The sequence below is a fragment of the Arthrobacter sp. UYNi723 genome (assembly GCF_054057635.1).
The window spans coordinates 1-24,846 of record NZ_JBSRZM010000024.1 but is presented as its reverse complement, the minus strand read 5'-3'; the positions used below and the strand labels follow the sequence as shown (position 1 = coordinate 24,846).

Sequence of the window (24,846 nt, the reverse complement as noted above, 5' to 3'; positions counted from 1 at the left end):
CGGGGCACAGCTTCGGAACAGGCGGCGTCCGGGAGGGACACCGGCCATGCCGACTACTCGAAGATCAAGAACATGGGTTCAAGATTAGCAGAAGCGCTGCCCGCGGTTTCGCATTGTCCACCCCGGCCAACTAATCTGGCCAGTTATGGAGTCCGCACACTATTTCAGCGCATCGCCCGCTGGGCCGTTCACCCGCAAGCCGCTCACCGTGGAACTGGCCGGCGAGACGCGCACGCTGCAGACGTCCGGCGGCATCTTCAGCCCCGACGGCATCGACAAGGGGACGGCGGTGCTCCTGGCCGAGGTGCCGGCCCCGGACCCCACAGGCAACCTCCTTGACATCGGCTGCGGCTGGGGGCCCATTGCCCTGACCCTCGCATTGCGGGCGCCACACGCCAAGGTCTACGCCGTGGACGTCAATGAACGCTGCATCACGCTGACCAACGAGAATGCGGCCCTGCTGGGCCTGGGCAGCGTGCTGGCCAGCACGCCGGAGGCGGTGGACCCGGACCTGCGCTTTGACACGATCTGGTCCAATCCGCCAATCCGGATCGGCAAGGATGAACTCCACAGCCTCCTGAAGCTGTGGCTGCCCCGGCTGGCGCCGGGAGGCTCCGCGTGGCTGGTGGTCCAAAAAAACCTGGGCTCGGATTCGCTTCAGCGCTGGCTCGCGACGGAACTGGATGCATCCTTCGCCGTGAGCCGGGAGTCCACGTCCAAGTCCTTCCGCATCCTTCGGGTCAGGAAAGCGTCCCAGTAGCCACAATTACGGCGGGCCCGCTGAGCTCGACGTGCTCGTGCCCGCCCGCCCCGGCGAAGAACTTGACCCCGACGACGCCGCCCGGCACGTTGACCTGCCAGGAGTCCGGCGCTTCCGCCCCGGCCCAGTGCCGGATGGCCACTGCGGCGGCGCACGCCCCTGTTCCACAGGACTGGGTCTCGCCCACACCCCGCTCATGGACGCGCATGGTGATGGTGCCGATCCCGTTGTGGACCAGCGGTTCGGCAGGCACGACGAATTCAACGTTGGTTCCATTGGCCGGCACCGGATCGACCTTCGGAGCAGTGTAGAGCCTGGTGGCTTCCAATTCGGACAGTTCAGCCAGTGCCACCACGGTGTGCGGGTTGCCCATGCTCACTGACAGGGCCGGGCGGGGCACTTCCAGGCCGTCTGCGGTTACCAGCGAGTCCATGGCTTTCGCCGTCGCGTCGCCGGGGAAAATGAATTCCCACGGCCCCATGTCCACCGCATAGCTGTCCCCTGTCCGGACCACGGTCTTGACGCCGCCGCGAGTCCCGATGGTGAGCGCGCCGCCGTCGGGCAGGTCAACCAAGCCCTCGGCACGCAGGAAGTGCACAAATACGCGGACCCCGTTGCCGCACATTTCCGAGAGCGACCCGTCGCCGTTGCGGTAGTCCATGAACCATTCGGCCTCGGGGCTGCTCAGCAACAGCTCGCGGCCTTCGGAGAGGTACCGGGACGGGACGGCCCGGATCAGCCCGTCGCCGCCGATCCCGCGGTGGCGGTCGCAGAGCGCGGCTACCTGGCCAGCGTCGATCGTGTGGACGCCGTCGGGGTCGGCGACCAGCACAAAGTCGTTGCCGGTGCCGTGTCCCTTGGAGAAGCGGAGTCCGCCCAAGGTGCGGAAGACGGGCTCTGTGGTCTCTGCGGGAGTTGCGTCCATGGTCCTAGATTACCGGCTGAGAGCCACGGCCTGGGCCGCAAGATCCGGCGCCTGCCAGTCCAGCCAAGTGATGCGGGGATCGGCGCGGAACCACGTGAGCTGGCGCCTGGCGAACTGCCGGGTGGCCACAATGGTGTCCTCGGCTGCCTCGGCAACTGTTGAGCCGCCGTCGAGCACTCTCAGGAACTGTGCATAGCCCAGGGCCCGCGACGCAGTTTTGCCGCCGCGGAGACCCGCCGCGTCCAGCCGACGCACTTCCCCCAACAGCCCCTGGTCAACCATGTTGTGGACGCGCTGGGCCAGCCGTTCACGGAGGACGTCGCGGTCCACGGCCAGTCCGATCTGGACGGCAGGCTGTAAATACTCCCGCTGGGGCATAAAGGAACTGAAAGGCCGGCCGGTGAGCTCATGGACTTCGAGCGCCCTGATGATCCGGCGCGCATCGGAGACTCGGCCCGCGGACACCGGGTCCACCTCCCGGAGCCGTGCGAGGAGGGCATCCTGGCCGGCTTCAGCGAGCTCAGCCTCGAGCCGCTGCCGGAGGACAGGATCCGTGCCGGGGAATTCGAGGACGTCGAGGGCGGCCCGCACGTAGAGACCCGAACCGCCCGCCAGAATGGCGCGCTTGCCGCGCGCATGGATATCGCTGACGATGCTCCGGGCATGCTCCTGGAAGTCTGAAACGCTGGCCTCCTCCGTGACGTCCAGGATGTCCAGAAGGTGGTGGGGAACGCCCTTGCGCTCTGCCGGCGTGATCTTGGCGGTGCCTATGTCCATCCCGCGATAGAACTGCATGGCGTCGGCATTGATGACCTCGCCGTCCAGCTCCAGGGCAAGGTTCACGGCTAGATCGGACTTACCTGACCCGGTGGGACCAACAACAGCAATAACCGGAGGCTGGACCACCGGTCAGCGGCTCCGTACCGGCAGCGTGGGTATCCCCAGCGAGACTCCGGTGCGGCCGGCGCCGCCTGCGGCAGCCGGCACGGGAGCGCCGCACGAATCTGCCTGGGACCTGTCCCAGGCGTCCCCCGCGCGGGAACGCCGCAGGCTGTAGTCCTGCAACGACGGGTCGGCCACGAGGTGGAAGGCTGCGGCTTCGGTGATTGTGACGGTGACCAGGTCCCCCGGACGCGGCACCTCTGCCCCCTCGGGAACGGAGAAGTGCACCAGCCGCTGGTCCTGGGACCGGCCCGACAGCCTGTGGGTTTCTTCGGACTTGCGCCCTGAGTGGGCGGTGACCATCACCTCTACCCGGCGGCCAAGCTGCGTGGCGTTTTCCTCGGCGGCGATCCTGTCCTGCAGTGCGGTCAGGCGTTCAAATCGCTCCTGGACCACGGCCTTGGGAAGCTGGTCCGGCAAGTCTGCGGCGGGAGTACCCGGACGCTTCGAGTACTGGAAGGTGAAAGCCGTGGCGAAGCGCGACTGCTCCACAACGTCAAGGGTGGCCTGGAAGTCTTCCTCGGTTTCGCCGGGGAAGCCGACAATGATGTCAGTGGAGATGGCGGCGTGCGGGATCTTCTCGCGGACCTTGTCCAGGATGCCTAAAAACTTGGTGGAGCGGTAGGACCGTTTCATGTCCTTCAGGACTTTGTCGGACCCGGACTGCAGCGGCATGTGCAGCTGCGGCATCACGTTGGGGGTTTCGGCCATGGCGTCAATGACGTCCTCGGTGAAGGCGGCGGGGTGGGGGCTGGTGAAGCGGACCCGTTCCAGGCCTTTGATTTCGCCGCACGCGCGCAGGAGTTTGGAGAACGCCTGCCGGTCGCCGAACTCCACACCGTAAGAGTTCACGTTCTGACCCAGCAGGGTGACTTCGATGGCGCCGTCATCCACCAGGGCCTGGATTTCAGCCAGGATGTCGCCCGGGCGGCGGTCCTTTTCCTTCCCGCGCAGGGCCGGGACGATGCAGAACGTGCAGGTGTTGTTGCAGCCGACCGAGATGGAAACCCAGCCGGAATAGACCGAGTCACGCTTGGTGGGCAGCGTGGAGGGGAAGACGTCCAGGGATTCGAGGATCTCCAGCTGGGCTTCGTTGTTGTGCCGGGCCCGGTCCAACAGTGCAGGGAGGGCTCCGACGTTGTGGGTGCCGAAGACAGCGTCCACCCAGGGAGCCTTCTTGAGGATGGTCTCGCGGTCCTTCTGGGCCAGGCAGCCGCCCACGGCGATCTGCATCCCGGGGTTGGCGGCCTTGACGGACGCCAGCATGCCCAGGTTGCCGTAGAGCTTGTTGTCCGCATTTTCCCGGACGGCGCAGGTGTTGAACACCACGACGTCGGCCTGCTCACCGCTGGCCGGTACGTAGCCCGCGTCTTCGAGCATGCCGGCCATCCGCTCCGAATCATGCACGTTCATCTGGCAGCCGAACGTTCGCACCTGATAGGTACGGGGCTGCTGGAGGGCTGGGTCGGGTGACGGGGCGGTACCGGATGCGGGGGAAGGAATGGTCAAACTCACCTGTTAAGGGTACCGGGTCGCCACGGTTACCGGTTTGGCGGGAGGGGCCGCTTCACCGGGCCTACAGATCCGGCAGGCTCTCTGCTGACTCTGCCTGGCTGTCCGCACGTGCGTCGAGTACCTCTCCGACGATCCGGAACGCCTGCGACGGCTGATAGCCCTTGCGGGCCAGCATCGACGCCAGCCGCCGGGTGATCTTGTCCCGCTCGGCGCGGTCGGACAAATCCGTGCCTGCCCGGAGCTTCCGCTCCACCAGGAGCCGGGCCGACACTTCCTCGTCCGCGTCGGAAAGTTGTTCCAGCGCGGCGGCAGCGGTCTCCGGGTCAATCCCCTTGTCCGCCAGCTCGCGCCGGAGGGCCCCTTTGGCGAGCTTCCGAGACTGCGACCGGCTGCGCACCCACATGTCGGCGAACTCGGCGTCGTCAATGAGGCGGACCTCCTGGAAGCGGTCCAGGACGGCTTCCGCCACATCTTCCGGAATGTTCCGCTCGGCCAGTTTCCGTGCCAGCTGCAGCCGGCTCTTGGCCGAACTGGTCAGCTGCCGGAGCACGATGGCCCGCGCCACGGACGCGGGATCCGGTTCGGTGTCTGCGTTTGCGTCGGCGTCTCCGGCGATGGCAGCATCCGGATCGGGTCCGTCCGGTTCGAAGCCGGGGCGTCCGCCCCGTCTCCGCTGCCGTCGCCCCGATCCGGCGTCCTGCCCGGCCGCACGCCATCCGGCGCTCTGCCCGGCCGTCACGTCAGGGGCGTCCCTAGAAGCCGTCAACAGCCTTCAGCTTCGGTGTCTCTTTGGCATCAGCTTCGGCGGGCTTAACTACCCCGACACCAAGCTTCTCCTTGATCAGGCGCTCCAGTTCGGTCGCCAGCTCGGGGTTGTCGCGCAGGAACCGGCGGGAGTTCTCCATGCCCTGGCCCAGCTGGTCGCCGTCGTACGTGAACCACGAGCCCGACTTCTTGATGATGCCGTGCTCAACGCCCATGTCGATGATGCCGCCCTCGCGGGAAATGCCCTGGCCATAGATGATGTCGAATTCGGCGATCTTGAAGGGCGGGGCCATCTTGTTCTTGACGATCTTGGCCTTGGTACGGTTACCGACGGAGTCGGCACCTTCCTTGAGCGTCTGGATCCGACGGACGTCGATGCGGATGGACGCGTAGAACTTCAGGGCCTTACCGCCGGTGGTGGTCTCCGGGGAACCGAAGAACACGCCGATCTTTTCACGGAGCTGGTTGATGAAGATGGCGGTGGTTTTGGTCTGACTCAGGCGGCCGGTGATCTTACGCAGCGCCTGGCTCATGAGGCGTGCCTGCAGACCCACGTGGCTGTCGCCCATGTCGCCCTCGATTTCCGCACGCGGCACCAGGGCAGCAACAGAGTCGATGACGATGACGTCCAGCGAGCCGGAGCCGATCAGCATGTCCATGATTTCCAGGGCCTGCTCGCCTGTATCCGGCTGCGAGACCAGGAGGGCGTCCGTATCCACGCCCAGCCTGGCGGCGTATTCGGGGTCCAGGGCGTGCTCGGCATCGATGAAGGCGGCAATGCCACCCAGGCGCTGCGCGTTGGCAACGGCATGCAGTGCCACGGTGGTCTTACCCGAAGATTCCGGGCCGTAGATCTCCACGACGCGGCCGCGGGGCAGGCCGCCAATTCCCAAGGCCACGTCCAACGCGATGGATCCGGTGGGGATGACTTCGATGGGGGCACGGACTTCATCGCCCAGCCGCATGACCGAGCCCTTGCCGAACTGCTTGTCAATCTGTGCCAGCGCTGCGTCGAGCGCCTTTTGACGATCCGGGGCTGCCGCCATGGTTCACACCTCTAATGCTTTCTCGCTTTGGAGTGGCCTCAGCGGCCATTTCTTGGTCATCTCTGACGCTAATGGCACCCGCTGACATTCTGGCCGGATGACATCGCCTATGTGGATAACCCACTACGAAAAGCATAGCTTTACCCGAACAGATATTCGAACAGATCCGGCGGCGTGTCAGCGCAGAAAGGGCGCACGTGAGCCTGGGGAACGCTGTCTGGTTGGTGGCGGCGTCAGCCGCGCAGGGGTTTGACGTCGCGTCCCAGGCGCCGCTCCGGCGGCACATCCTGGACATCGCAGATGGCCAGCCACACCTGCCGGGGGCTTATTCCGGCCGCGAGGGCCTGGTCGGCGGTCCGCCCGCCGGCCCCGGCCAGGACCAGGGTGCTGCTCAAGACCCGTGAGTAGCCAGCCCCGAATTCGTCGTCCATAAGCCGCCAATAGTCACTGATCCGCACCAATAGAGTCTCTCACGGTCCCGGACCCTAGAATTGTTGCCATGAGCAACCCTGCCGACGGCCCTCCTGCGACAGGCCTTCCCGAAACCGGCCTTCCGGCGACGTCCCCTGCGGCGACAGGTACCGACAAGGACACCGTCGATGAGGCCCTGAACACCGTGGAACACCAAATCAGTCTCTTTTGGCGGCGCGCCCGGTCGGTGTCCCATCAGCTCTCGCGGCAGGTGCACCCGGACATGGAACCGGCGGCCTACGGCCTGCTTTCGGTCATCCGGCGCGAGGGACCCATCCGGTTGACAGACCTTGCCCTGAACATCGGAGTGGGCAAGCCATCCGTCAGCCGCCAGATCGCTTTCCTGGAAAGCATCGGGCTGGTGTTCAAGGAAGCTGACCCCCTGGACGGAAGGGCGCAGTCGATCCGCCTCACCGAAAAGGGCGAGGAAAAGATGCATCAGGTCCAGGATGCGCGCCGCCAGGATTTCCGTGAGCGGCTCGGTGAGTGGCCGGTCGGGGAACTGCAGACCCTCGCCGAATACATGGCAAAGCTCAACTCCCTCTTTGAACTCGACGGTTTCGCGAAGGACCCGTCCGCCGGCGACACTGCAAAATAGCCGCCACACGCAACAAAGCCTCCGACCCACGGCCGGAGGCTTTGCTGTACGTCCTGTCTGGCTCCTGCGGACGGCTTACCGTGCGCCGGAAAGCAGGCCCTTGGACAGTTCGTTGTTGAGTTCAGCGCTCAAATCGCGATCAAGGTCGCGGCCGTAGCGCTGTGAGAATTCCTGGGGAACGGTGTCCGGAACGGCAACGCCCTCGGCGACGGCGACACGGTCGCTGACTTCCCTGAGCATGCTGGACAGCGGCACGTCCAGGGCTGAGCAGATTGAGGAGAGGAGCTCTGATGAAGCTTCCTTCTGGCCGCGCTCTACTTCGCTGAGGTAGCCCAAGGAAACACGGGCACTGTGCGAAACTTCGCGGAGCGTGCGTCCCTGGCGCTGGCGTACATCGCGCAGGACATCACCGATTTCGTGACGAAGTACAACCATCTTGCGCTCCTTCTGTTCGCTCTTGGCCTGATCGGCGAGGCCCACATCCTTCCAGCGGACAACGCCGTTTATGGATACGGGCTGCTTTACCATCTGTATCGCCTTGCTCCCTCATAAGTTCGGTCCGCCGTGGAGCGAACCGTGGTGGTTTATTCATCCTAGGCGCCTCCGCTCTCCGGAAGCGACACAATGTAATAACTAATGGACACCGGGATTTGTTCCCGGCAACTTTACGCCCGGTAGCTTCAGGAAGATAGGGCCGCGATCAGACTTTCGAGTGCAGCGCCGCAAGCCTGTCCGCGGATCTCTGCGCGGTTCCCGGTGAAGGCGTATTCGAGATATGACGCACCGTCCGCTGTGGCAACCCCGATGAACACCGCCCCCACCGCTTTGCCGTCATGTTCCTCCGGGCCGGCTACTCCTGTGGTGGCAACGCCGATGTCAGCACCTAGCGCAGTCCTGGCCCCGGCCGCCATGGCCGCTGCGATGGCGCCGTCAACGGATCCGGCGGCGGCCAGCAGCTCTGCCGGAACGCTGAGAACGTCCACTTTGACGGAGTTCTGGTAGGCCACCACGCCGCCTTGGAGCATGCCTGAGGCTCCGGCTGTGTCGGCGAGGACGGCACTGACCATTCCTGCAGTGAGCGACTCCGCGGTCGCGACGGTGCGGCCCGTTTCCAAGGCCATTTTGACTGTCTGTTCTGCCAGATGGTGAAGGTTGGTCACGTCGGCTCCCTAGTTGCCAGCTGTAGTTTTTCCGGCCTGTTTGCCCTGTGACCGGATGCGCAGGGCTTCAATGACGTATTCGACGCCGGTCCATACCGTGATCAGTACGGCCACCATCATGACGGCGAAAGCCACCCACACAAGCCACGGTGCCAGCGCGCCGAGTGGCAGGAGGTACAGGAAGATCGCGGCCGTCTGAACGACGGTCTTGAGCTTGCCCCCGCGCGAGGCCGGGATGACACCGTAACGGATAACAAAGAAACGAAGGGCGGTGATGCCCCATTCCCTGACGAGGATGACGATGGTGACCCACCACGGCAGTTCATTCAGGATGGAGAGCATCACCAGGGCTGAGCCGATGAGGAGCTTGTCGGCGATGGGGTCGGCAATTTTGCCGAAATTGGTGACGAGGCCGCGGCTCCTGGCGATGTCGCCGTCGAGCTTGTCGGTGTAGATGGCGACGGCGAACGCCACCACCGCGGACCAGCGCCACGGCCCGGACTCGCTGTCCAGCCCGGGGGCATCGGCGAGGAGGAACCAGACGAAGAACGGCACCAGGGCGATGCGCAGCATGGTCAGGATGTTGGGAAGATTCCAGATTCCTGGGCTGCTGGAGCCGGCGGCAGTTGCTTCGGTGCTAGTCACACTCCTAGGCTACCGTCCGGTGAGTGACCAAGCGTCTTCGGAACCGTCCTCGTCGTCGCCCGAGGTGCCGTCGGCGCCGTCGAAGTACTCAACCTTCTGGCTGCGCTGGTCCAAGTCCGCCTGCACGAGGTCCTCCGCATAACCGCCCTGGGCAATGTTCGCGTTGGCGTTGTCGCTTAGCGCTGCCGTCTGTGAATCAGCAACGGCCGGCGCGTCCTGGCCCTTCATGGCTGCCAGCACCGACGCGAGGTCGTCCGGCTTCACCAGGACGTCGCGTGCCTTGGACCCTTCGGAGGGGCCAACCACTCCCCTGGACTCCAGGAGGTCCATTAGCCGTCCGGCCTTGGCGAAGCCCACCCGGAGCTTGCGCTGGAGCATCGACGTCGAACCGAACTGTGTGGTGACCACCAGTTCGGTGGCCGAAAGCAGCACTTCGAGGTCGTCCCCGATGTCGTCGTCGATCTGCTTTTTTGGCGCTTCGGGGGCGACATCGTGGCGGTAGTCGACCTTGAGCTGGCCCTTGACGTGTTCCACCACCTTGTGGATTTCAGACTCCGTGACCCAGGCGCCCTGGACACGCATGGCCTTGGAGGCACCCATCGGCAGGAACAGCGCATCGCCCTGGCCGATGAGTTTTTCGGCCCCGGGCTGGTCAAGGACCACGCGGGAGTCCGTGACGGAGGACGTGGCGAAGGCCATCCGGGAAGGCACGTTGGCCTTGATCAGGCCGGTGACGACGTCCACGGAGGGCCGCTGGGTGGCAAGGACCAGGTGGATGCCGGCGGCACGGGCCAGCTGGGTGATGCGGACGATGGAGTCTTCGACGTCGCGCGGGGCCACCATCATCAGGTCGGCGAGCTCGTCAACAATCACCAGCAGGTACGGGTAGGGCCGGATGACGCGCTTGGAGTCCACGGGAGGCTGGACCTTGCCGGCGCGGACTGCCTTGTTGAAGTCATCGATGTGCTTGAACCCGTAGTTGGCGAGGTCGTCGTACCGCGCATCCATTTCGCGGACGACCCACTGCAGGGCCTCCGCAGCCTTCTTGGGGTTGGTGATGATGGGTGTGATCAGGTGCGGGACGCCTTCGTAGGCGGTGAGTTCCACCCGCTTCGGGTCCACCATGACCATGCGGACCTCATCCGGGGTGGCCCGCATCAGGATCGAGGTGATCATGGAGTTCACAAAGGAGGACTTACCGGCGCCCGTGGCGCCGGCGACGAGCAGGTGGGGCATCTTCGCGAGGTTCGCCACAACATACCCGCCTTCGACGTCCTTGCCGACGCCCATCACCATGGGGTGGTCGGTCCGGCGCGCGTTCTGGCTGCGGAGGACGTCGCCGAGGGAGACAGTTTCGCGGTCCGTGTTGGGGATCTCGATGCCGATGGCGGACTTGCCCGGGATGGGGCTGAGGATCCGGACGTCGCTGGAAGCCACGGCGTAGGAGATGTTCTTGGAGAGGGCGGTGACGCGCTCCACTTTGGTGCCCGGCGACAGTTCGATCTCGTACCGCGTGACGGTGGGTCCGCGGCTGAAGCCGGTGACCTGCGCTTCCACATTGAACTGGTTGAGGGTCTCGGTCAAGGACGCCACAATCGCGTCGTTGGCTTCGGTGCGCTCCTTGGGGATGGAGCCCGGGGTCAGAACGTCCGACGGCGGCAGGGTGTAGGTGACGTCACCCGCCAGTGAGAGTTGCTCGGTCCGCTGCGGAATAGGAGCCGGAAGGGGCATGGGCGTGACGGGCTTGGCCGGCACCTGCGCAACGGCGGCGGGTGCAGCGTTGAGTGAGCCGGCGGCCACCATCCCGGGTGTGACCAGCGGGATGGCCTCGGTGGCGTTGTCCTCTGCCGGAGCCCTCCCTGCAGCGCCGAGGCCCTGGGCCGCTTTGATTTTTTCGACGGCGATTTCCGCCTGGGTGGGGCGGCGCACGCCGGGAGCGGGGCGCGGTCCGCGGCCCGACTTTGCGTCGGTCTCGTCGTCGTCGATGACGGCGTGCTCAAAGGCTTCGTCGCCCACGTAGCCTTCCAGCCCGGCGTCGGACTCGTCGTCCTTGCCGAAGAAGCGCCGCTTCTTCTTCCGCGGCGCAGATGCTGCCCGGGTTTCCTCGAGGTAGCTGCGGTCGTGGCTGTCCCCGTCAGCGCCGGGTTCCTGCAGGTCCAGGCCCATCAGGTGCTCATAGGCTGCCCGAAGGCGGCGTGGAATGGCTCCGAAGGGAGTTGCGGTAATGATGAGCGTTGAGATGAAGGCCAGCAGGCCGTAGACCACAACGGGCACCGCCGCGTGGATGGCCGCGAGGGGTGAGGCCGCCAGGAAGCCGAGCATCCCGCCGGCCTGGCGGAGGCCGTCGAAGCCTTCGGCAACAGTGGGCTGCCCGCCCACAACGTGGGCAACGCCGCAGCCCGCAAAGGTCATGATGAGGAAGCCGATCCCCACGCGGTTGTTTCCGCGGCCGTCGTCGGGCTGCCGGAAGAGCCGGAAGGCACACACAAAAAGCATCAGCGGCAAAAGCAGGGACATCCAGCCGAAGGTTCCGTTGACCACGCCGTAGACGGCGTCGGGGAACCAGCCGGTCATTCCCCACCAGGCGAAGGTGGCGATGAAGACGCCCAGGGCAAGGTTGAACAGGGCCGCGCCGTCGCGGCGTTCCTCTGCCGGCAGGTCGCTGACATCGGAGCCGATCCTACGGACTCCGCCGCCGACCAGATGGCCCACGCCCAGCCAGGCGCCGCCCACAACGCGCAGGAGCCAGGGCTGCCGCTGTTCGACGGCGGGAAGCTGGCGGGTGCGTGCGCTGCCCGCCGATGATCCGGCCCGGCTGCCGGTGCGGCTGGACGCTGTGGCGCCTCCACCGCGGCCCGCCGAGCTGCCGGATTTGGCGCTGGATTTGCCGCCAGCGGTGCCTCGGGGCGCGGGAGTGGTACGAGTGGCCATACGTGCCACGGTACCGGAACTGGGGCGGTTTTCCGCGGATTTCCGGCTGTTCCCGGCCTCATGTTGCGGATGGGAAAGGCCCGGTTCTACAAGAACCGGGCCTTTGCCATTCCGCTTGCCTTCGGGGCTGTTACGCCTCGAGGACCACCGGGATGATCATGGGCTTGCGGCGCAGCTTGCGGTTGACCCAGGTGCCGACAACTCGGCGGACAACCTGCTGGAGCTGGTGGGTGGTGTGGTCCGTGCGGTTGAGCACGGCTTCTTCCAGGGCGGCGTTGATCTTCGGGATGATCTCGTCGAAGACCGAATCGTCCTCGGCCACGCCGCGTGCGTGGATCTCGGGTCCGGAGACCACCTTGCCGGTGGTGCGGTTGATGACGGTGATGATGGAGATGAAGCCTTCATCGCCGAGCGTCTGGCGGTCCTTGAGGTCCGCTTCCGTGACTTCGCCGACGCTGGAGCCGTCCACGTAGACAAAGCCCACTTCAACCTGGCCCACGACGTCTGCGCGGTGGTCCTTGAGGTCGATGACGGTGCCGTTGTCGGCAAGGATGACGCTGGCGGTGGGGACGCCGGACTCGATGGCGATCTTGCCGTTGGCGATCAGGTGGCGGGTCTCGCCGTGCACGGGCATCGCGTTGAGCGGCTCAAGGATGTTGTAGCAGTAGAGCAGCTCGCCGGCGGCTGCGTGTCCGGAGACGTGCACCTTAGCGTTGCCTTTGTGGATGACGTCCGCGCCGAGCTTGAGCAGGCCGTTGATGATGCGGAAGACGGCGTTTTCGTTGCCCGGGATGAGGCTGGAGGCCAGGATCACGGTGTCGCCGTCGCCCACCACTACGCGGTGGTCGCCGTTGGCCATGCGGGACAGCGCGGCCATCGGTTCGCCCTGGGAACCTGTGGACATCAGGACCACGCGGTTGTCCGGCATGTTGTCGATGTTCTTGATGTCCACGAGGAGGCCGTCGGGAACGTCGAGGTAGCCGAGCTTGGCGGCGATGGCCATGTTCCGGACCATGGAGCGGCCCACGAAGGCCACCTTGCGGTTGTGCTTGGCGGCGGCGTCAAGCACCTGCTGGACGCGGTGGACATGCGATGAGAAGGACGCCACGATGATGCGCTTGGTGGCCTGGCCGAAGAGCCGTTCCAGCGTGGGGCCGATTTCCTTTTCGGCGGTGGTGAAGCCCGGGACGTCGGCGTTGGTGGAGTCAGACATAAAGAGGTCAACGCCCTCTTCACCCAGCTTGGCAAAGTGCCGGAGGTCGGTGATCCGGCCGTCCAGGGGCAGCTGGTCCATCTTGAAGTCGCCCGTGTGCAGGACAGTGCCGCCGGCCGTGCGGATGAACACTGCCAAAGCATCGGGGATGGAGTGGTTGACCGCGACAAACTCGCACTCGAAGGGGCCAAACTTTTCGACCTGGCCCTCTTCAACGGTCATCGTGTACGGACGGATCCGGTGTTCCTGCAGCTTGGCCTCGATGAGGGCAAGCGTCAGCTGCGAGCCCACCAGGGGGATGTCGGCGCGCAGCCGCAGGAGGTAGGGAACGGCGCCGATGTGGTCCTCGTGGCCGTGGGTCAGGACAACGGCCACGATGTCGTCGACACGGTTCTCGATGTAGGAGAAATCGGGCAGGATCAGGTCAACGCCGGGCTGGGTCTCCTCCGGGAAGAGGACACCACAGTCCACGATGAGCAGTTTGCCGTCGATTTCGAACACGGCCATGTTCCGGCCGATCTCCCCCAGTCCGCCCAGCGGAACGATCCGGAGGGTGCCTTGCGGCAGGCGTGGAGGCGTGACAAGGCCGGGAAGGGCGGTTTGGGTCATAGTGCACTACTTTCCAGGCGGAAGGGTGCTGGTCTTCGCCCTCAGGGAAAGACCAGCCCCGCTTCCGCCAAATCCTCGCGGATGGTTACGATCTCGGCTTCGTCCGGCTCCACGAGGGGCAAACGGACAATCGAGTTGGGCAGGACTCCCTGCCATTTAAGAATTTGTTTGGCTGCAACGGCTCCCTGGACGCGGGTCATCGTTGCCCTCACGACGGGCAGCAGCTCGAAGTTGATCTTACGCGCGGTTTCGAGGTCGTTCGCGTTGATGGCGTCGATCAGTTCGCGGAAGCGGCGCGTTGCGACGTGGGTTGTCACACCCACGAGCCCGACGGCGCCCAGGGACATCCACGGAAGGGTCAGTCCGTCGTCGCCGGAGTAGAAGTACAGGTCCGTCTCTGCCATCACGCGGCTGGCTGCCATGAAATCGGCTTTGGCATCCTTGACGGCGACGATGTTCGGGTGCTGCGCCAGGCTGATCATGGTTTCGGGTTCGATCGCGATGGAGGAGCGGCCCGGAATATCGTAGAGCATTACGGGCACATCGGTTGCGGACGCGACGGTCTCGAAGTGTGCGCGGACGCCGGCCTGGCTGGGCTTGTTGTAGTACGGCGTGACGAGCAGCAGGCCGTCGACGCCGAGAGCTGCGGCCTGCTGGGAGAGGTGCACCGAATGTGCGGTGTCGTTCGTCCCGGTGCCGGCGATGATGGCGGCGCGGTCTCCCACGGCCTCCTTGACAGCGCGGAACATGCCAAGGTTTTCTTCATCCGAGAGGGTGGACGTTTCGCCGGTGGTCCCGGTGACGACCAGGCCGTCGCAGCCATCGTCCACAAGTTTGGTGGCCAGTTCGGCTGCCTGCTTGTAGTCCACGGCGCCATCCTTGGTGAAGGGCGTGACCATGGCGGTCAGGAGCGTACCAAGGGCAGGAGCGGTGGCGGATTTGTGAGGCATGGAAAAAACGTTACCCTGTCGGCAGCTGGTTAGGACAATGGGGGCGGCGTGATACGCGTCAACTAGCGGGCCGCGATGCCCCCGGGACGGCGGTCATCACGCACTGGCAAATCGACTCCCGCGGGGTCAGCGGAATTTCCGCAATACACTCAGCTGCAGGATGGCGGTGACTACTTCAGTGCCGGTTCCGGCCGCCTTTTTCACTTCGAACCCGTCCGGTCCCCAGAACCCGCTGAGGCCGCAGGAGGGGCCCAGCGAGGTGGATCCGCCAAGGTTTGCCAGAATGGCGAACATCCGGTTGTCCATGGCCCTGGCTCCGAGATGCAGGGCAAGCCGCCGATCTTCCGCCTGCGTGTACAGGGCCGAAACGGCGTAGATATCCGCGCCGGCCTGGGCTGCCCCGGTGGAGTGGGCCGGAATCGCGGCATCAAAGCAGATGGCCAGCGCGATCTTCCAGCCATCCAGCTCGATCACGACGGCACCGTCGCCGGCGGCGAAGACCTCCCGCTCCTGGCCGTGGAGGTGGGTTTTGAAGCCGAATTCGGTGGTGCCGTCGGGGTGGATCACGAGGCTGGCGAGCCGCGGCGTGCCGTCAGGTTCCCGATAGGCAGCACCTGCCACCACAGTGATCCCGGTCCGGCGGCAGATTTCGTGGAGATCGGCCAGGCGCGGGTCATCGCATTGAAGCCACGAGTCGTCAGCAGCCAGTAGCGCCAGGTTGTACCCCGTCAACGACAGCTCAGGAAACACCACCAGCCGGGCACCGTGGGATTCGGCGTCCTCGACCAGCCGGACGTGTTCTTGCACGTTCGGGATAATCCCGCCTTCCAGCGCCTGGTACTGCACGGCAGAGACGGTCAGGGCATCAGTCACCCCTCTATCCTAGGGATGCGCGCCTTGCCGAGGGAACTACGCCATCCTGCGGCTTCCCTGGCTGGCAGTAACGGTCCACCGCAGCCTCCCGCAGCCCCTCAGCCCAGGCCGCGAGCCGCTGGGCCGCCCGGACGTAGTGGAACAGTTCCGTGGGCGTCAAGGCATCGAGGTCGGTTTCGTCCAACCTGCGGGCCAGCTCTGCCCCCGCAGGCTGGGCGGTGAGTGTGACGCCTTCGTCCTGCCACTGGATGTCCACAGGGGGCCGACCTGCCACGAGCTGGCGGAAGAGGAAGTCCACCACTCCCGGGCTCATCGCTTTCATCAGTCCAACAGGCTGTGCCGAGCCGGGGTCCTGGGCGTCCCGGGCGGGGCGCACCGATCCGCCGGCGGTTGGGGATTCCGGAAAGGGTCGCGGCTGGGATGGGGTTTGCATGGTGTCCATATTATTCGAACATATATTCGAACACAAGGTCTACAAGACCGTGTTTCCGGCCGGTTCTTGACTGCTGCCACAAAGGTTGGTGTGAGAACATCGCCTCATGACGTCCCGTGCCCCGGCAAGACCCTCGCGGGTGCCTCGAACCTCACAGGCCGTGGGCCGCCTCCGCGGTATTGACGCAGCCAGGGGGCTGGCGCTCCTTGGCATGATGGCCACACACCTGCTCCCCACCTTCGAGGCAAACGCCGACCTCACTCCCACGTGGATCGGCCTGACCTTCTCCGGCCGCGCGGCAGCCCTCTTCGCCGTGTTGGCGGGCGTGGGCCTGGCGCTGTCCACCGGAAAACAGGTACCTCCGGAAGGTGTTGCCCTGAACGCAGCCCGCCGCGGCATCGCACTGCGCGCCCTGGTGATTGCCGCCGTCGGGCTCTCATTGGGCGGGCTGGAAGTGAACCTTGCCATCATCCTGGTCCATTACGCGCTGCTGTTCCTGTGCATCCTGCCATTCCTGGGCCTGAAGCTGAAGGCCCTGTGCGCCTGGGCCGTCGGCTGGATCGTGGTTTCCCCGGTCCTCGCATATCTGCTCCGCCCCTGGCTTATGGCAGCCAATCCGCCCCTGAATCTGGGGCACAACCCGTCCTGGGAAGACCTCTCGACGCCCTTCCCTCTGCTGGGAGACCTGTTCCTGACCGGCTACTACCCGGTGTTCCAGTGGCTGTCGTACCTGCTGGCGGGCCTGGTCATTGGCCGGCTGGCCCTCACCAAGGCGATGGTTCCTGTCCTGCTGCTTGCCGGCGGGACTGCGGTGGCCGCACTGGCCAAGGCTTTGGGCACCGCCGCAATGGAGAACTGGGGCGGCCGTGCCGCGCTGGAGGCGGTCCTGAACGCCCCCGGATACCCGCTGGACAGTGTCCTCCAGGTCAACCTCACGGGAATCCCGCAGGAAGGATCCTGGTGGTGGCTGGCGGCCGCGGCACCGCATTCGGCCACCACGCTGGATCTGCTTCACACCTGCGGCGTGGCGGCCGCCGTTGTGGGTGTGTTCCTCCTGCTCGGCAGGCTGGCTGACTGGCTGGACCTGGACCTGTTGCTGCCGCTGCGCGGCGCGGGGGCAATAACGCTCACGCTCTACTCAGCGCATGTGTGGGTGGTTTCGGCGTTCTACCTGAAGCCGCTGCCCACCGGCTGGACCGAGGCGGGGATGTACTGGGCACATGCCGCGACGGCCATCGCCGTGGGCATCGTGTTTGTCCTCCTGAAATGGCGGGGTCCACTGGAACTAGTGGGCCATGCCGCCAACCAACTGGGGCGCGGCGGACCAGCCGGCCTGCGCTAGCATGCCGCCATTGACCTGCCGCCGCCGAGAGTAGTCGCGGAGAGCAGGCTCCTACGCCGGAACCCTACCGCGGAACAGCTTCACGGCGTCGCGCATGGACGCGCGGGCGCGCTTGCGGTCCCCGGCAGCGTCATAGGCGCAGCTGAGCCGGAACCACGAACGCCAGTCGCCGGGCGCCGCTTCCGCCTCGGCCTTGTACTTTTCGAATTCCAAATCCGCAGCGGAGCGGACGATCCGGCCGGCGGGTGTGCGCGGCAGTTCGTCTACCGGGAGCCCGCCTTCGGCCTCCAGCACCTTGGCCATCTGTTCCGTGCGCGCACCGAACAGCAGTTCACGGATCATGGCCCAGGCGCCGATGGCCGGGAGGACCAGGTAGGCAGCCCCGATGGCTTTGGCGGCGGGGTTGCTGTCCAGCAGCAGGAGCACGGAGCGCTGGAAGGACACCACCAGGTAGAAGACCAGCAGGAGCGTTACGGCACCCACCCAGATCTTGGTGCGGTTCTTCCGGAACGCAGCCAGGAACTCGCCCACGGCCTAGAGTCCCAAGTCCAGGTAGCCGTCCAGGCCCACCGTCAGTCCCGGATGCGCAGCGACGTTGCGCACGCCAAGCAGCACTCCGGGCATAAATGAAGCACGGTCAAAGGAATCGTGCCGGAAGGTCAGCTGCTCGCCCGGGCCGCCAAGCAGCACCTCCTGGTGGGCCACCAGCCCGCGCAGCCGGACGCTGTGAACGCGGACTCCCTCAACGCCGCAACCCCGCGCGCCGGCGAGTTCGCTGGTGGTCGCATCAGGACTGGGCGGAACGTCCGCAGCCTTGCGCTCGGCTGCGATGAGCTGGGCGGTGCGGACAGCGGTCCCGGACGGCGCATCAACCTTTTCCGGGTGGTGCAGTTCGATGATTTCCACGGACTCGAAATATTTGGAAGCCTTGGCAGCGAAGGCTGAGGCCAGCACGGAGCCGAGGGCAAAGTTGGGGGCGATCAGCACTCCGGTTTCGGGGTGCTCCGCGAGCAATGCTTCCAGGGCGGCGAGCCGTGTGGAATCCCAGCCGGTGGTCCCCACAACCGCGTGCATGCCATGCTCGACGGCGTAGCGCACGTTCGCTTCCGTGCTCTCGGGGACGGTTAGGTCCACCACGATGTCGGCACCCGAAGTGGCCAGCTGGTCCAGCGAGTCGCCGCGCCCCAGGGCGGCTACGAGCATCAGGTCGGAGGCAGCTTCAACGGCCTTTACGGCTTCGGCGCCCATGCGCCCGTTGGCGCCCAGTACAGCCACGCGGGTGGGCACGGAGAGTTGTTCGGTCATGCCGTTAACCCTACCGTCGGGCCGGGTGCGAGATTGAACCGGAGGCTGTGCGTTACCTCGCAACCACAGGCAGGCGAAGGGAAGCCAGTGGTGCTCAGCTGCCTGCGCCCACCCACTCCACCGTGCCGTCGGCGAAGAACTGTTCCTTCCAGATGGGAACCTGCTCCTTGATGCGGTCCACCAGTTCGGAACACACGGCAAAGGCCTGTCCGCGGTGCGCAGCGGAGACTGCACAGACCAGCGCCGGATCGCCGATGTCGAGCATGCCGATGCGGTGGGCAGCCCAGATCCGCACGGGCTGCGTGGCGGATCCCTCGCCGGCATGTTCGGCGGCCAGACGGGCGACGACGTCGGCCATGACCTGGTGAGCCGTGGGGTGCGCGCTGTAACTGAGCCGCTCCACTGCCTTGCCGCCGTCGTGATTCCTCACCACGCCGCTGAAGCTGACCACGGCCCCTGCGGTGTCAGATTCCACTGCAGCGATGGCCTGGTCTACGGAGATGGGTTCTGCGCTCAGCACCGCGTGGACCACTTCGAAAACCGATTCAGTGCCCATGGCCGCCCTCCAGCTGGTCGCACAGGTGCCCGATCAACGGGTCCAGCACCGACAGGCCGTCCATGACGCCCTTGGGTGAGCCGGGCAGGTTAATGATGAACGTCTGCCCGGCAGCTCCCGCATGGCCGCGGCTGAGGGCCGCCAGCGGCGTTTTGGTTGCGCCTTCGCGCCGGATGGCCTCCATGATGCCCGGGATTTCACGGTCCAGAAGGGGCAGGGTGACGTCGGGTGTGCGGTCGTCCGGGCTGAGCCCTGTACCGCCGCTGGTGATCACGACGGCGGGATGCTGGGTGAGGAGGGCCCGGATCGCCGCACCGACGGGCGCGCCGTCCGGCACCACCATGGCGGGGTACGCCTCGAAGCCGTGCTCGGTGAGCCAGTCGATGATGACGGGCCCGGTTTCGTCCTCATAGATGCCTGCGGCGGCCCGGGTGGACGCAATGACAACCCCGGCCTTCCGGCCCTGCACCTCGCCGTGAGTGTGCGGCTCCGGCAGGTGAGGTTGCGGCGTGTGCGGCTCCGTGCTTGGCTCAGCCGGGTAAGTGCTCTCGGTGCTCATAGTGTCCAGTCCCCGCTCTTGCCGCCGCTTTTCGCCAGCACTTTGATGTCGGTCAGCACGGCGTGCTTGTCGACGGCCTTGATCATGTCGTACACGCTGAGGGCAGCCACGGAGGCCGCCGTGAGCGCTTCCATCTCCACCCCGGTGACCCCGCGGGTCTTGACCGTGGCCAGGATCGCCACGGAATCGGTTCCGAGCTCGAAGTCCACGGTGACTTTCGAGAGCGGCAACGGATGGCAGAGCGGGATGAGTTCGGGGGTCTTTTTTGCCGCCATGATGCCGGCAACCCGCGCCACGGCCAGGGCATCACCCTTGGGCAGGCCGCCGGATCCGAGCAGGCCTAGCACTTCGTCAGTGGTGCGGACGGTGGCAGTGGCGGTGGCTTCCCGCGTGGTTTCGGTTTTACCTGACACGTCCACCATCTGGGCGCTTCCGTCCTGGCGCAGGTGGGTCAGCGCGGACGGGCTATGTTCTGGATTCACAGCATCCATACTTCCACCTCGTCACCCTCGGCGAGCGCCGAGACTCCAACGGGTACGTGCACCAGCGCGTTGGAGCCGGCGAGGGCGTGCATAAGGTGGGAGCTTTCGCCCCCTTCCAGGCGGACGGTTCCGTCCCCCTGGAGGGTTCCGCGCCGGACCTGATGCTTGTGTTCAGGCGAGGAAAGGCTGTGGCCCAGCCGTGCGCGGACAGGGATCCGTGGTGCCGGCGAGCCAAACAATTCGGTCAGCACAGGCCGCAGGAACATTTCGAAGGAAACCAGGCAGCTGACGGGATTTCCCGGGAATCCGAGGAAGGGCACACCGTCGAACGTCCCGATGCCCTGCGGGCCGCCGGGCTGCATGGCCACATGCAGGAACTCGGTAGCCTGGCCGTCCATGGCCTGGCGGACCACTTCGTAGGCTCCCTTGCTGACCCCGCCCGTAGTAACAATCAGGTCCACCGCACCAACATGGCTGCGCAGGAGTGCCCGGAATTCGTCAGGATGGTCCGAGGCGATGGCCGTGCGCACCACGGCCAGGCCCGCTTGCCGCATGGCGCTTTCGAGGAGGGTTCCGTTGGAATCGTAGATCTTGCCGGCCGGCAGGGGCTGGCCCGGTTCCATTACTTCGTCGCCGGTGGTGGCGAGCAAAACGGTCACCGGCCTGCGCACAGTAACTTCAGCGATCCCCAGGGCCGCCAGCAGCCCCAGCTGCGCCGGGCCAAGGAAGGTACCCGAGGCCAGCGCCCGCTCCCCCGCCGCAATATCACTGCCGGCCGACCGCACGAAGGTGCCTGCCGCCGTCGCCGGCAGCCACACAGTGGTTGTTTCCCCCGGGGAGGGGAACCGGTCCGGGACGGCACGTTCCACGGGCACGACGGCGTCAGCACCGGCGGGAATCATGGCTCCCGTCATGATGGGGGCGGCAGTGCCGCGGTCCAGTGCCGCCGGCACGGCACCTGCCGGAACGGGGACAACCACAGGCAGCTCCGCACCGCCGTCGGGCATGTCCAGGCTGTTGACGGCAAAACCGTCCATTTGGGAGTTGGCGAACGGCGGGAGGCTCAAGGGGGCCAACACGTCCTGGGCCAGGCCCTTGCCCAGCGCGTCGCGAAGTGCCAGCGTCTCCGTCCGTGCCTGGGCGAGCAGGGGCGCCAGCAGTTCGGTGACGGCGGCGCGGTGCGCGGCCACGGACCGTGCCTGGTGGGGCGTGTGGCTGTGCTCAGTATGGCTGCGCCCGGCCTGGACGTGCTCGCTGCTGTTCGCGGTGTGGCCGTGCTGGTGCGGAGGGCTGTGCATGGTCCTGCCTTCGGTCCGGGCCGTCATGGATTCACGTCAACTCTAATCGTGTGGAAGCCAGTGGCCCCGTCGGGAGCAACCGGCCGGCGTTCCTCCACCTGCGGCTTGCCGCTGACGTCCGTGGCGCGGACCTGGACCTCGTACTGGCCCGGCGTCAGCTCGATGCCAAGCTGCCACTGGTACCAGGTGTCCAGCGAAATCCCGGGTGCGAGGCGGGCCGCCTGCCACGGACCGCGGTTGACGCGGAGTTCCACCTTGCCGATCCCAGTGTGCTGGGCCCAGGCCACGCCGCCAAACATGACCGTTCCGGCACCCACCCGCCGGCCGGTGCGGGGCACGTCGATCCGTGAGGACGTCTTGATGGGGCCGCGGTCGGACCAGCCGCGCGGAGTCCAATAGCCGGCGTCGTCCGCGAACCTGGTGACGCGGAGTTCCGTCAGCCATTTGGTCGCGGAAACGTAGCCGTAGAGGCCGGGCACGATCATCCGGACCGGGAAGCCGTGTTCCAACGGCAACGGTTCGCCGTTCATCCCTACCGCGAGCAGGGCGTCCCGCTGATCTGTGAGGACTTCGAGCGGGGTGCCTGCCGTCCAGCCGTCGGAGCTTCGGGACAGCACCATGTCGGCACCGGATTGCGGCCGGGCCAGGGCCAGGAGTTCCCGCACGGGCCAGCCGAGCCAGCGGGCGTTGCCGATCAGGTCTCCGCCCACTTCGTTGGAGACGCAGGCGATGGTGACGTGCCGTTCGATCAGGGGTTTGGCCAGCAGATCGGCCAGGTTCAGTTCAATCTCCTGTTCCACCATCCCGGTGACGCGGAGTACCCAGGATTCGGGATCGAGGGAGGGGACGATCAGGGCGGTGTCGATCCGATAGAAGTCACGGTTCGGTGTGACCAGCGGCTGCATTCCGTCCAGTCCTACCTCGGCGCCGGCCGGGATGGCAGGCGCTTGCGAGGCTGCGGCAGGAAGTTGCAGTTTTTCGCGGGCGGTGCTGATTCCTGCTGCGGCACCTCGCCAGACTGCTGCCACAACCCCGCCCACGGCGGTGGCCCCGGCGCTCGCAGCCAAGACCTGCAGGAACGTGCGCCGCCCGGCGGTTGTTGCCGTCCTCGCGGGAACTTGCGTTTTTGCGGCACCTGTCCGGGCTGCTGTCCCCGCGGCGCCTGCCGGGAGTCCTTCGTGGAGGCGTCGGATCAGCCATCCCAGCAGGAGCGCACCGGCCAGGGCTGCGACCAGTGGCACTACGGCCGCGGCCGGGGTCATCTGGGCGCGGGTGAGGACCGCGCTAAGCCCGACGAGCCCAAAAACAGCAATCACCGCCACACCGGCAAACCGCCTGCGCTGTTCCAGGATCCCGGCCAACGACCCGACGGCTACGATAACCAGCAGCATCCCGCCCACGAACACCGCTTTGTCGGCAGTGCCGAACAGGGAGATGGCCCAGTCCTTCACACCCGGCGGAACAGCATCGATCATGGCCCCGCCTACCGCCGTCAGCGGCGAAAGCGACGGACTGAACAGTCCTGCCAGCAACTCCCCTATGACGACGGCGGCGCCGGCGGCCACCGCCCCCGAGGCGGCGGCCCAGCGGCGGCTGCCTTGAGCGGCACCGTCGGTTCCCGAGCGCCCGGGAGAGGTGGCGCCGTCGTCAGCCGTTTCCTGCAGGGGCTGGGAGCTGTTCACCTCTCCAGCATAGGTTCGCCGGGCCCCGGCAGCGCCGGACTTCGCCGTCCCCTGGAGAAGTGTACGACTTCCGTAAGATCATCCCGCGGCATCGGCGCCATGCCGCGGCCAAACGTGGCGTAGCCTGAATTCATGAGTGTTCAGCTTGGTATGCCGCAACCCCGCGAAGATGCTGGGCCGGGCCTGCCGCCTGCCCGCCCGGCCGGCACGGCGCCCGGACTGCTGGACCAGTACGGCCGCCGGGCCACGGACATGAGGCTGTCGCTGACGGACAAATGCAACCTGCGCTGCACTTACTGCATGCCGGCAGAGGGGCTTGAATGGCTGTCGAAGCAGGCCGTGATGTCCGCCGAGGAGATCGTGCGGATTGTCCGGATCGGCGTGGACCTGCTCGGTGTCCGCGAACTGCGTCTGACCGGCGGGGAGCCTCTGGTCCGGGCGGACCTGATTGACATCATTGCGGCCCTGCGCAGCAATCATCCGGACCTGCCGATCTCCATGACCACCAACGGCGTGGGCCTGGACAAAAAGGCGGGCGCGCTGAAGGCCGCGGGCCTGACCCGCATCAATGTCTCGCTCGATTCGCTGCACGAAGAGACCTTCACCAAGCTGACCCGGCGCCCGTTCCTTGACCGTGTCCTGGCCGGCGTCGATGCCGCCTGGGCGGCCGGGCTGGGCCCCGTCAAACTCAACGCCGTGCTGATGCGGGGCATCAACGACACCGAGTCGCCGTCCCTGCTCGCGTGGGCGCTGGACCGCGGCTACGAACTGCGCTTCATCGAGCAGATGCCCCTTGATGCGGACCACGGCTGGACTCGGCGGAACATGATCACGGCGGCCGAGATCCGTTCCCTGCTCTCGCGCGACTTCGTGTTGAGTCCCGATCCCCGCGCCCGCGATGGAGCCCCCGCAGAACGCTTTGAAGTACGACGCCGGACGGCCGGGACCGCGGGGCCGGATGGTCCAGTGCTGGGTACTGAGGGACTAGGGCCTGCCGCTGACCGGCATCGGCCCGAAGGCGTGGAGGCGGCGCCGGAAGCCCACGGGCCGGTGCTCGGCACCGTGGGCATCATCGCGTCCGTCACGGAGCCGTTCTGCTCCGACTGCCGTCGCACACGGATCACCGCCGAGGGCAAGATCATGAGCTGCCTGTTCTCCCGTGAGGAGTTTGATCTCTTGGGTCTTCTGCGGGACGGTGCCAGTGATCAGGCCCTGGCCGAACGCTGGCAGGACGCCATGTGGGTCAAGCCAAAGGCCCACGGCATGGACCACACAGGTCTCGGCGCAGCGGACTTTGTCCAGCCGGACCGCAGCATGAGCGCCATCGGAGGCTGAATTCTTGAACGTACGTTACTTCGCTGCCGCACGCGCCGCTGCGGGTGTAGAAGAGGAGTCCTTTGATCTCGCGTCGGGGACTACAGTGGCCGGCTTGCTGCAGGCAGTCCTGGCTGTGCACCGAGCCGAGCCTCCTGCCGGCACTCCTCCCCTGCAACGCATCCTGTCCCGGAGCAGTTTCCTGCTCAACGAGGTGGCCGTCCGGGACCGCACGACTTTGTTAAATCCGGGCGATGTGGTTGACGTGCTGCCCCCGTTCGCCGGCGGGTAGGGCACCCGCGGACGGCGCGAGGGGACACTTGAGGCCCCAGATCTTGGCGCGACGGACAGTAGAGGCCCACGATCCCAGGGCCCTAAGGGCTCGCGAAACAATAATGCCGGCCGGTCACGGCGTGTCGGGTGTGGTGAGCGTGTAGTTCCATTCGCCGTGGAATTCGTGGCGGGTGAGGGG

26 protein-coding genes are annotated in these 24,846 nt (G+C 66.1%); 5 read left to right on the top strand and 21 right to left on the bottom strand.

The genetic code is table 11. The annotated features are described in order from the left end of the window. The first annotated feature begins 145 nt into the window (after window positions 1-145). Window positions 146-760 carry a class I SAM-dependent methyltransferase gene (locus tag ACVWY0_RS16995; RefSeq protein ID WP_485837720.1) on the top strand — a complete coding sequence of 205 codons (615 nt, stop codon included), beginning with the start codon at window positions 146-148 and terminating at the stop codon, window positions 758-760. Here the strand turns inward: ACVWY0_RS16995 and dapF are convergent. The 6 genes from dapF to ACVWY0_RS16965 form a co-directional block, all read right to left on the bottom strand. Further along, window positions 741-1,685: a diaminopimelate epimerase gene (gene dapF / locus ACVWY0_RS16990; RefSeq protein ID WP_485837719.1), complete on the bottom strand. Its 945-nt coding sequence runs from the start codon at window positions 1,683-1,685 to the stop codon at window positions 741-743. The genes ACVWY0_RS16995 and dapF overlap by 20 nt on opposite strands. A 9-nt stretch (window positions 1,686-1,694) precedes the next feature. After that, complete coding sequence (gene miaA / locus ACVWY0_RS16985) at window positions 1,695-2,591, bottom strand: tRNA (adenosine(37)-N6)-dimethylallyltransferase MiaA (protein WP_485837718.1); 897 nt, start codon at window positions 2,589-2,591, stop codon at window positions 1,695-1,697. A 3-nt stretch (window positions 2,592-2,594) separates the two neighbouring features. Further along, window positions 2,595-4,142 carry a tRNA (N6-isopentenyl adenosine(37)-C2)-methylthiotransferase MiaB gene (gene miaB / locus ACVWY0_RS16980; RefSeq protein WP_485837717.1) on the bottom strand — a complete coding sequence of 516 codons (1,548 nt, stop codon included), beginning with the start codon at window positions 4,140-4,142 and terminating at the stop codon, window positions 2,595-2,597. Between the two features lie 61 nt (window positions 4,143-4,203). After that, window positions 4,204-4,707 (bottom strand): regulatory protein RecX, encoded by a 504-nt coding sequence (locus tag ACVWY0_RS16975; RefSeq protein ID WP_485837750.1) that lies wholly within the window; start codon window positions 4,705-4,707, stop codon window positions 4,204-4,206. Window positions 4,708-4,894: 187 nt separating this feature from the next. Next, window positions 4,895-5,953, bottom strand: coding sequence for a recombinase RecA (recA, locus tag ACVWY0_RS16970; protein ID WP_485837716.1), 1,059 nt, complete (start codon window positions 5,951-5,953; stop codon window positions 4,895-4,897). 233 nt (window positions 5,954-6,186) lie between these two features. Beyond that, window positions 6,187-6,411: a DUF3046 domain-containing protein gene (locus ACVWY0_RS16965; RefSeq protein WP_485837715.1), complete on the bottom strand. Its 225-nt coding sequence runs from the start codon at window positions 6,409-6,411 to the stop codon at window positions 6,187-6,189. Window positions 6,412-6,452: 41 nt separating this feature from the next. On the opposite strand from ACVWY0_RS16965, the gene ACVWY0_RS16960 reads away from it, so the two are divergent. Further along, window positions 6,453-7,022: a MarR family winged helix-turn-helix transcriptional regulator gene (locus tag ACVWY0_RS16960; protein ID WP_056342907.1), complete on the top strand. Its 570-nt coding sequence runs from the start codon at window positions 6,453-6,455 to the stop codon at window positions 7,020-7,022. Between the two features lie 75 nt (window positions 7,023-7,097). Here the strand turns inward: ACVWY0_RS16960 and ACVWY0_RS16955 are convergent, their stop codons facing one another. From ACVWY0_RS16955 to ACVWY0_RS16920, 8 genes are all read right to left on the bottom strand, one after another. Further along, a complete protein-coding gene (locus ACVWY0_RS16955) occupies window positions 7,098-7,550 on the bottom strand; it encodes a helix-turn-helix domain-containing protein (protein ID WP_111906474.1) in 453 nt (150 codons plus the stop codon). A 152-nt stretch (window positions 7,551-7,702) separates the two neighbouring features. Then, window positions 7,703-8,182, bottom strand: coding sequence for a CinA family protein (locus ACVWY0_RS16950; RefSeq protein ID WP_485837714.1), 480 nt, complete (start codon window positions 8,180-8,182; stop codon window positions 7,703-7,705). Window positions 8,183-8,191: 9 nt separating this feature from the next. After that, complete coding sequence (pgsA, locus tag ACVWY0_RS16945; protein WP_485837713.1) at window positions 8,192-8,827, bottom strand: CDP-diacylglycerol--glycerol-3-phosphate 3-phosphatidyltransferase; 636 nt, start codon at window positions 8,825-8,827, stop codon at window positions 8,192-8,194. A 9-nt stretch (window positions 8,828-8,836) separates the two neighbouring features. Continuing rightward, window positions 8,837-11,758, bottom strand: a complete 2,922-nt coding sequence (locus ACVWY0_RS16940) for an FtsK/SpoIIIE family DNA translocase (RefSeq protein WP_485837712.1) — start codon at window positions 11,756-11,758, stop codon at window positions 8,837-8,839. A gap of 130 nt (window positions 11,759-11,888) precedes the next feature. Then, window positions 11,889-13,580: a ribonuclease J gene (locus tag ACVWY0_RS16935; RefSeq protein ID WP_058929474.1), complete on the bottom strand. Its 1,692-nt coding sequence runs from the start codon at window positions 13,578-13,580 to the stop codon at window positions 11,889-11,891. Between the two features lie 41 nt (window positions 13,581-13,621). Further along, on the bottom strand, window positions 13,622-14,530 hold the full coding sequence (dapA, locus tag ACVWY0_RS16930; protein WP_058929475.1) for a 4-hydroxy-tetrahydrodipicolinate synthase: 909 nt from the start codon (window positions 14,528-14,530) through the stop codon (window positions 13,622-13,624). Between the two features lie 126 nt (window positions 14,531-14,656). After that, window positions 14,657-15,403: a carbon-nitrogen hydrolase family protein gene (locus tag ACVWY0_RS16925; RefSeq protein WP_485837711.1), complete on the bottom strand. Its 747-nt coding sequence runs from the start codon at window positions 15,401-15,403 to the stop codon at window positions 14,657-14,659. 4 nt (window positions 15,404-15,407) lie between these two features. Continuing rightward, on the bottom strand, window positions 15,408-15,716 hold the full coding sequence (locus ACVWY0_RS16920; RefSeq protein ID WP_374209890.1) for a hypothetical protein: 309 nt from the start codon (window positions 15,714-15,716) through the stop codon (window positions 15,408-15,410). Window positions 15,717-15,942: 226 nt separating this feature from the next. Here ACVWY0_RS16920 and ACVWY0_RS16915 point away from each other — a divergent pair, with 226 nt between their 5' ends. Then, window positions 15,943-17,178: a heparan-alpha-glucosaminide N-acetyltransferase domain-containing protein gene (locus ACVWY0_RS16915; protein ID WP_485837710.1), complete on the top strand. Its 1,236-nt coding sequence runs from the start codon at window positions 15,943-15,945 to the stop codon at window positions 17,176-17,178. A 51-nt stretch (window positions 17,179-17,229) separates the two neighbouring features. On the opposite strand, the gene ACVWY0_RS16910 is transcribed toward ACVWY0_RS16915, so the two are convergent. The 7 genes from ACVWY0_RS16910 to ACVWY0_RS16880 form a co-directional block, all read right to left on the bottom strand. Next, on the bottom strand, window positions 17,230-17,709 hold the full coding sequence (locus tag ACVWY0_RS16910) for a hypothetical protein (RefSeq protein WP_485837709.1): 480 nt from the start codon (window positions 17,707-17,709) through the stop codon (window positions 17,230-17,232). 3 nt (window positions 17,710-17,712) lie between these two features. After that, entirely contained in the window at window positions 17,713-18,483 is a 771-nt protein-coding gene (dapB, locus tag ACVWY0_RS16905) for a 4-hydroxy-tetrahydrodipicolinate reductase (protein ID WP_485837708.1), read from the bottom strand. 94 nt (window positions 18,484-18,577) lie between these two features. Further along, window positions 18,578-19,039: a molybdenum cofactor biosynthesis protein MoaE gene (locus ACVWY0_RS16900; protein WP_485837707.1), complete on the bottom strand. Its 462-nt coding sequence runs from the start codon at window positions 19,037-19,039 to the stop codon at window positions 18,578-18,580. Continuing rightward, on the bottom strand, window positions 19,029-19,598 hold the full coding sequence (locus tag ACVWY0_RS16895; RefSeq protein ID WP_485837706.1) for a MogA/MoaB family molybdenum cofactor biosynthesis protein: 570 nt from the start codon (window positions 19,596-19,598) through the stop codon (window positions 19,029-19,031). The genes ACVWY0_RS16900 and ACVWY0_RS16895 overlap by 11 nt, the downstream gene beginning before the upstream one ends. Next, complete coding sequence (gene moaC, locus ACVWY0_RS16890; RefSeq protein WP_058929482.1) at window positions 19,595-20,089, bottom strand: cyclic pyranopterin monophosphate synthase MoaC; 495 nt, start codon at window positions 20,087-20,089, stop codon at window positions 19,595-19,597. Before moaC ends, ACVWY0_RS16895 begins: the two co-directional genes overlap by 4 nt. Further along, window positions 20,077-21,405, bottom strand: a complete 1,329-nt coding sequence (locus tag ACVWY0_RS16885) for a molybdopterin molybdotransferase MoeA (RefSeq protein ID WP_485837705.1) — start codon at window positions 21,403-21,405, stop codon at window positions 20,077-20,079. Before ACVWY0_RS16885 ends, moaC begins: the two co-directional genes overlap by 13 nt. After that, complete coding sequence (locus ACVWY0_RS16880; protein WP_485837704.1) at window positions 21,402-23,060, bottom strand: molybdopterin-dependent oxidoreductase; 1,659 nt, start codon at window positions 23,058-23,060, stop codon at window positions 21,402-21,404. Before ACVWY0_RS16880 ends, ACVWY0_RS16885 begins: the two co-directional genes overlap by 4 nt. Before the next feature lie 132 nt (window positions 23,061-23,192). Between ACVWY0_RS16880 and moaA the strand changes: the two genes are divergently transcribed. Beyond that, entirely contained in the window at window positions 23,193-24,395 is a 1,203-nt protein-coding gene (gene moaA, locus ACVWY0_RS16875) for a GTP 3',8-cyclase MoaA (protein WP_485837703.1), read from the top strand. Window positions 24,396-24,399: 4 nt separating this feature from the next. After that, window positions 24,400-24,666, top strand: a complete 267-nt coding sequence (locus ACVWY0_RS16870) for a MoaD/ThiS family protein (protein WP_485837702.1) — start codon at window positions 24,400-24,402, stop codon at window positions 24,664-24,666. Window positions 24,667-24,846: the final 180 nt, after the last annotated feature.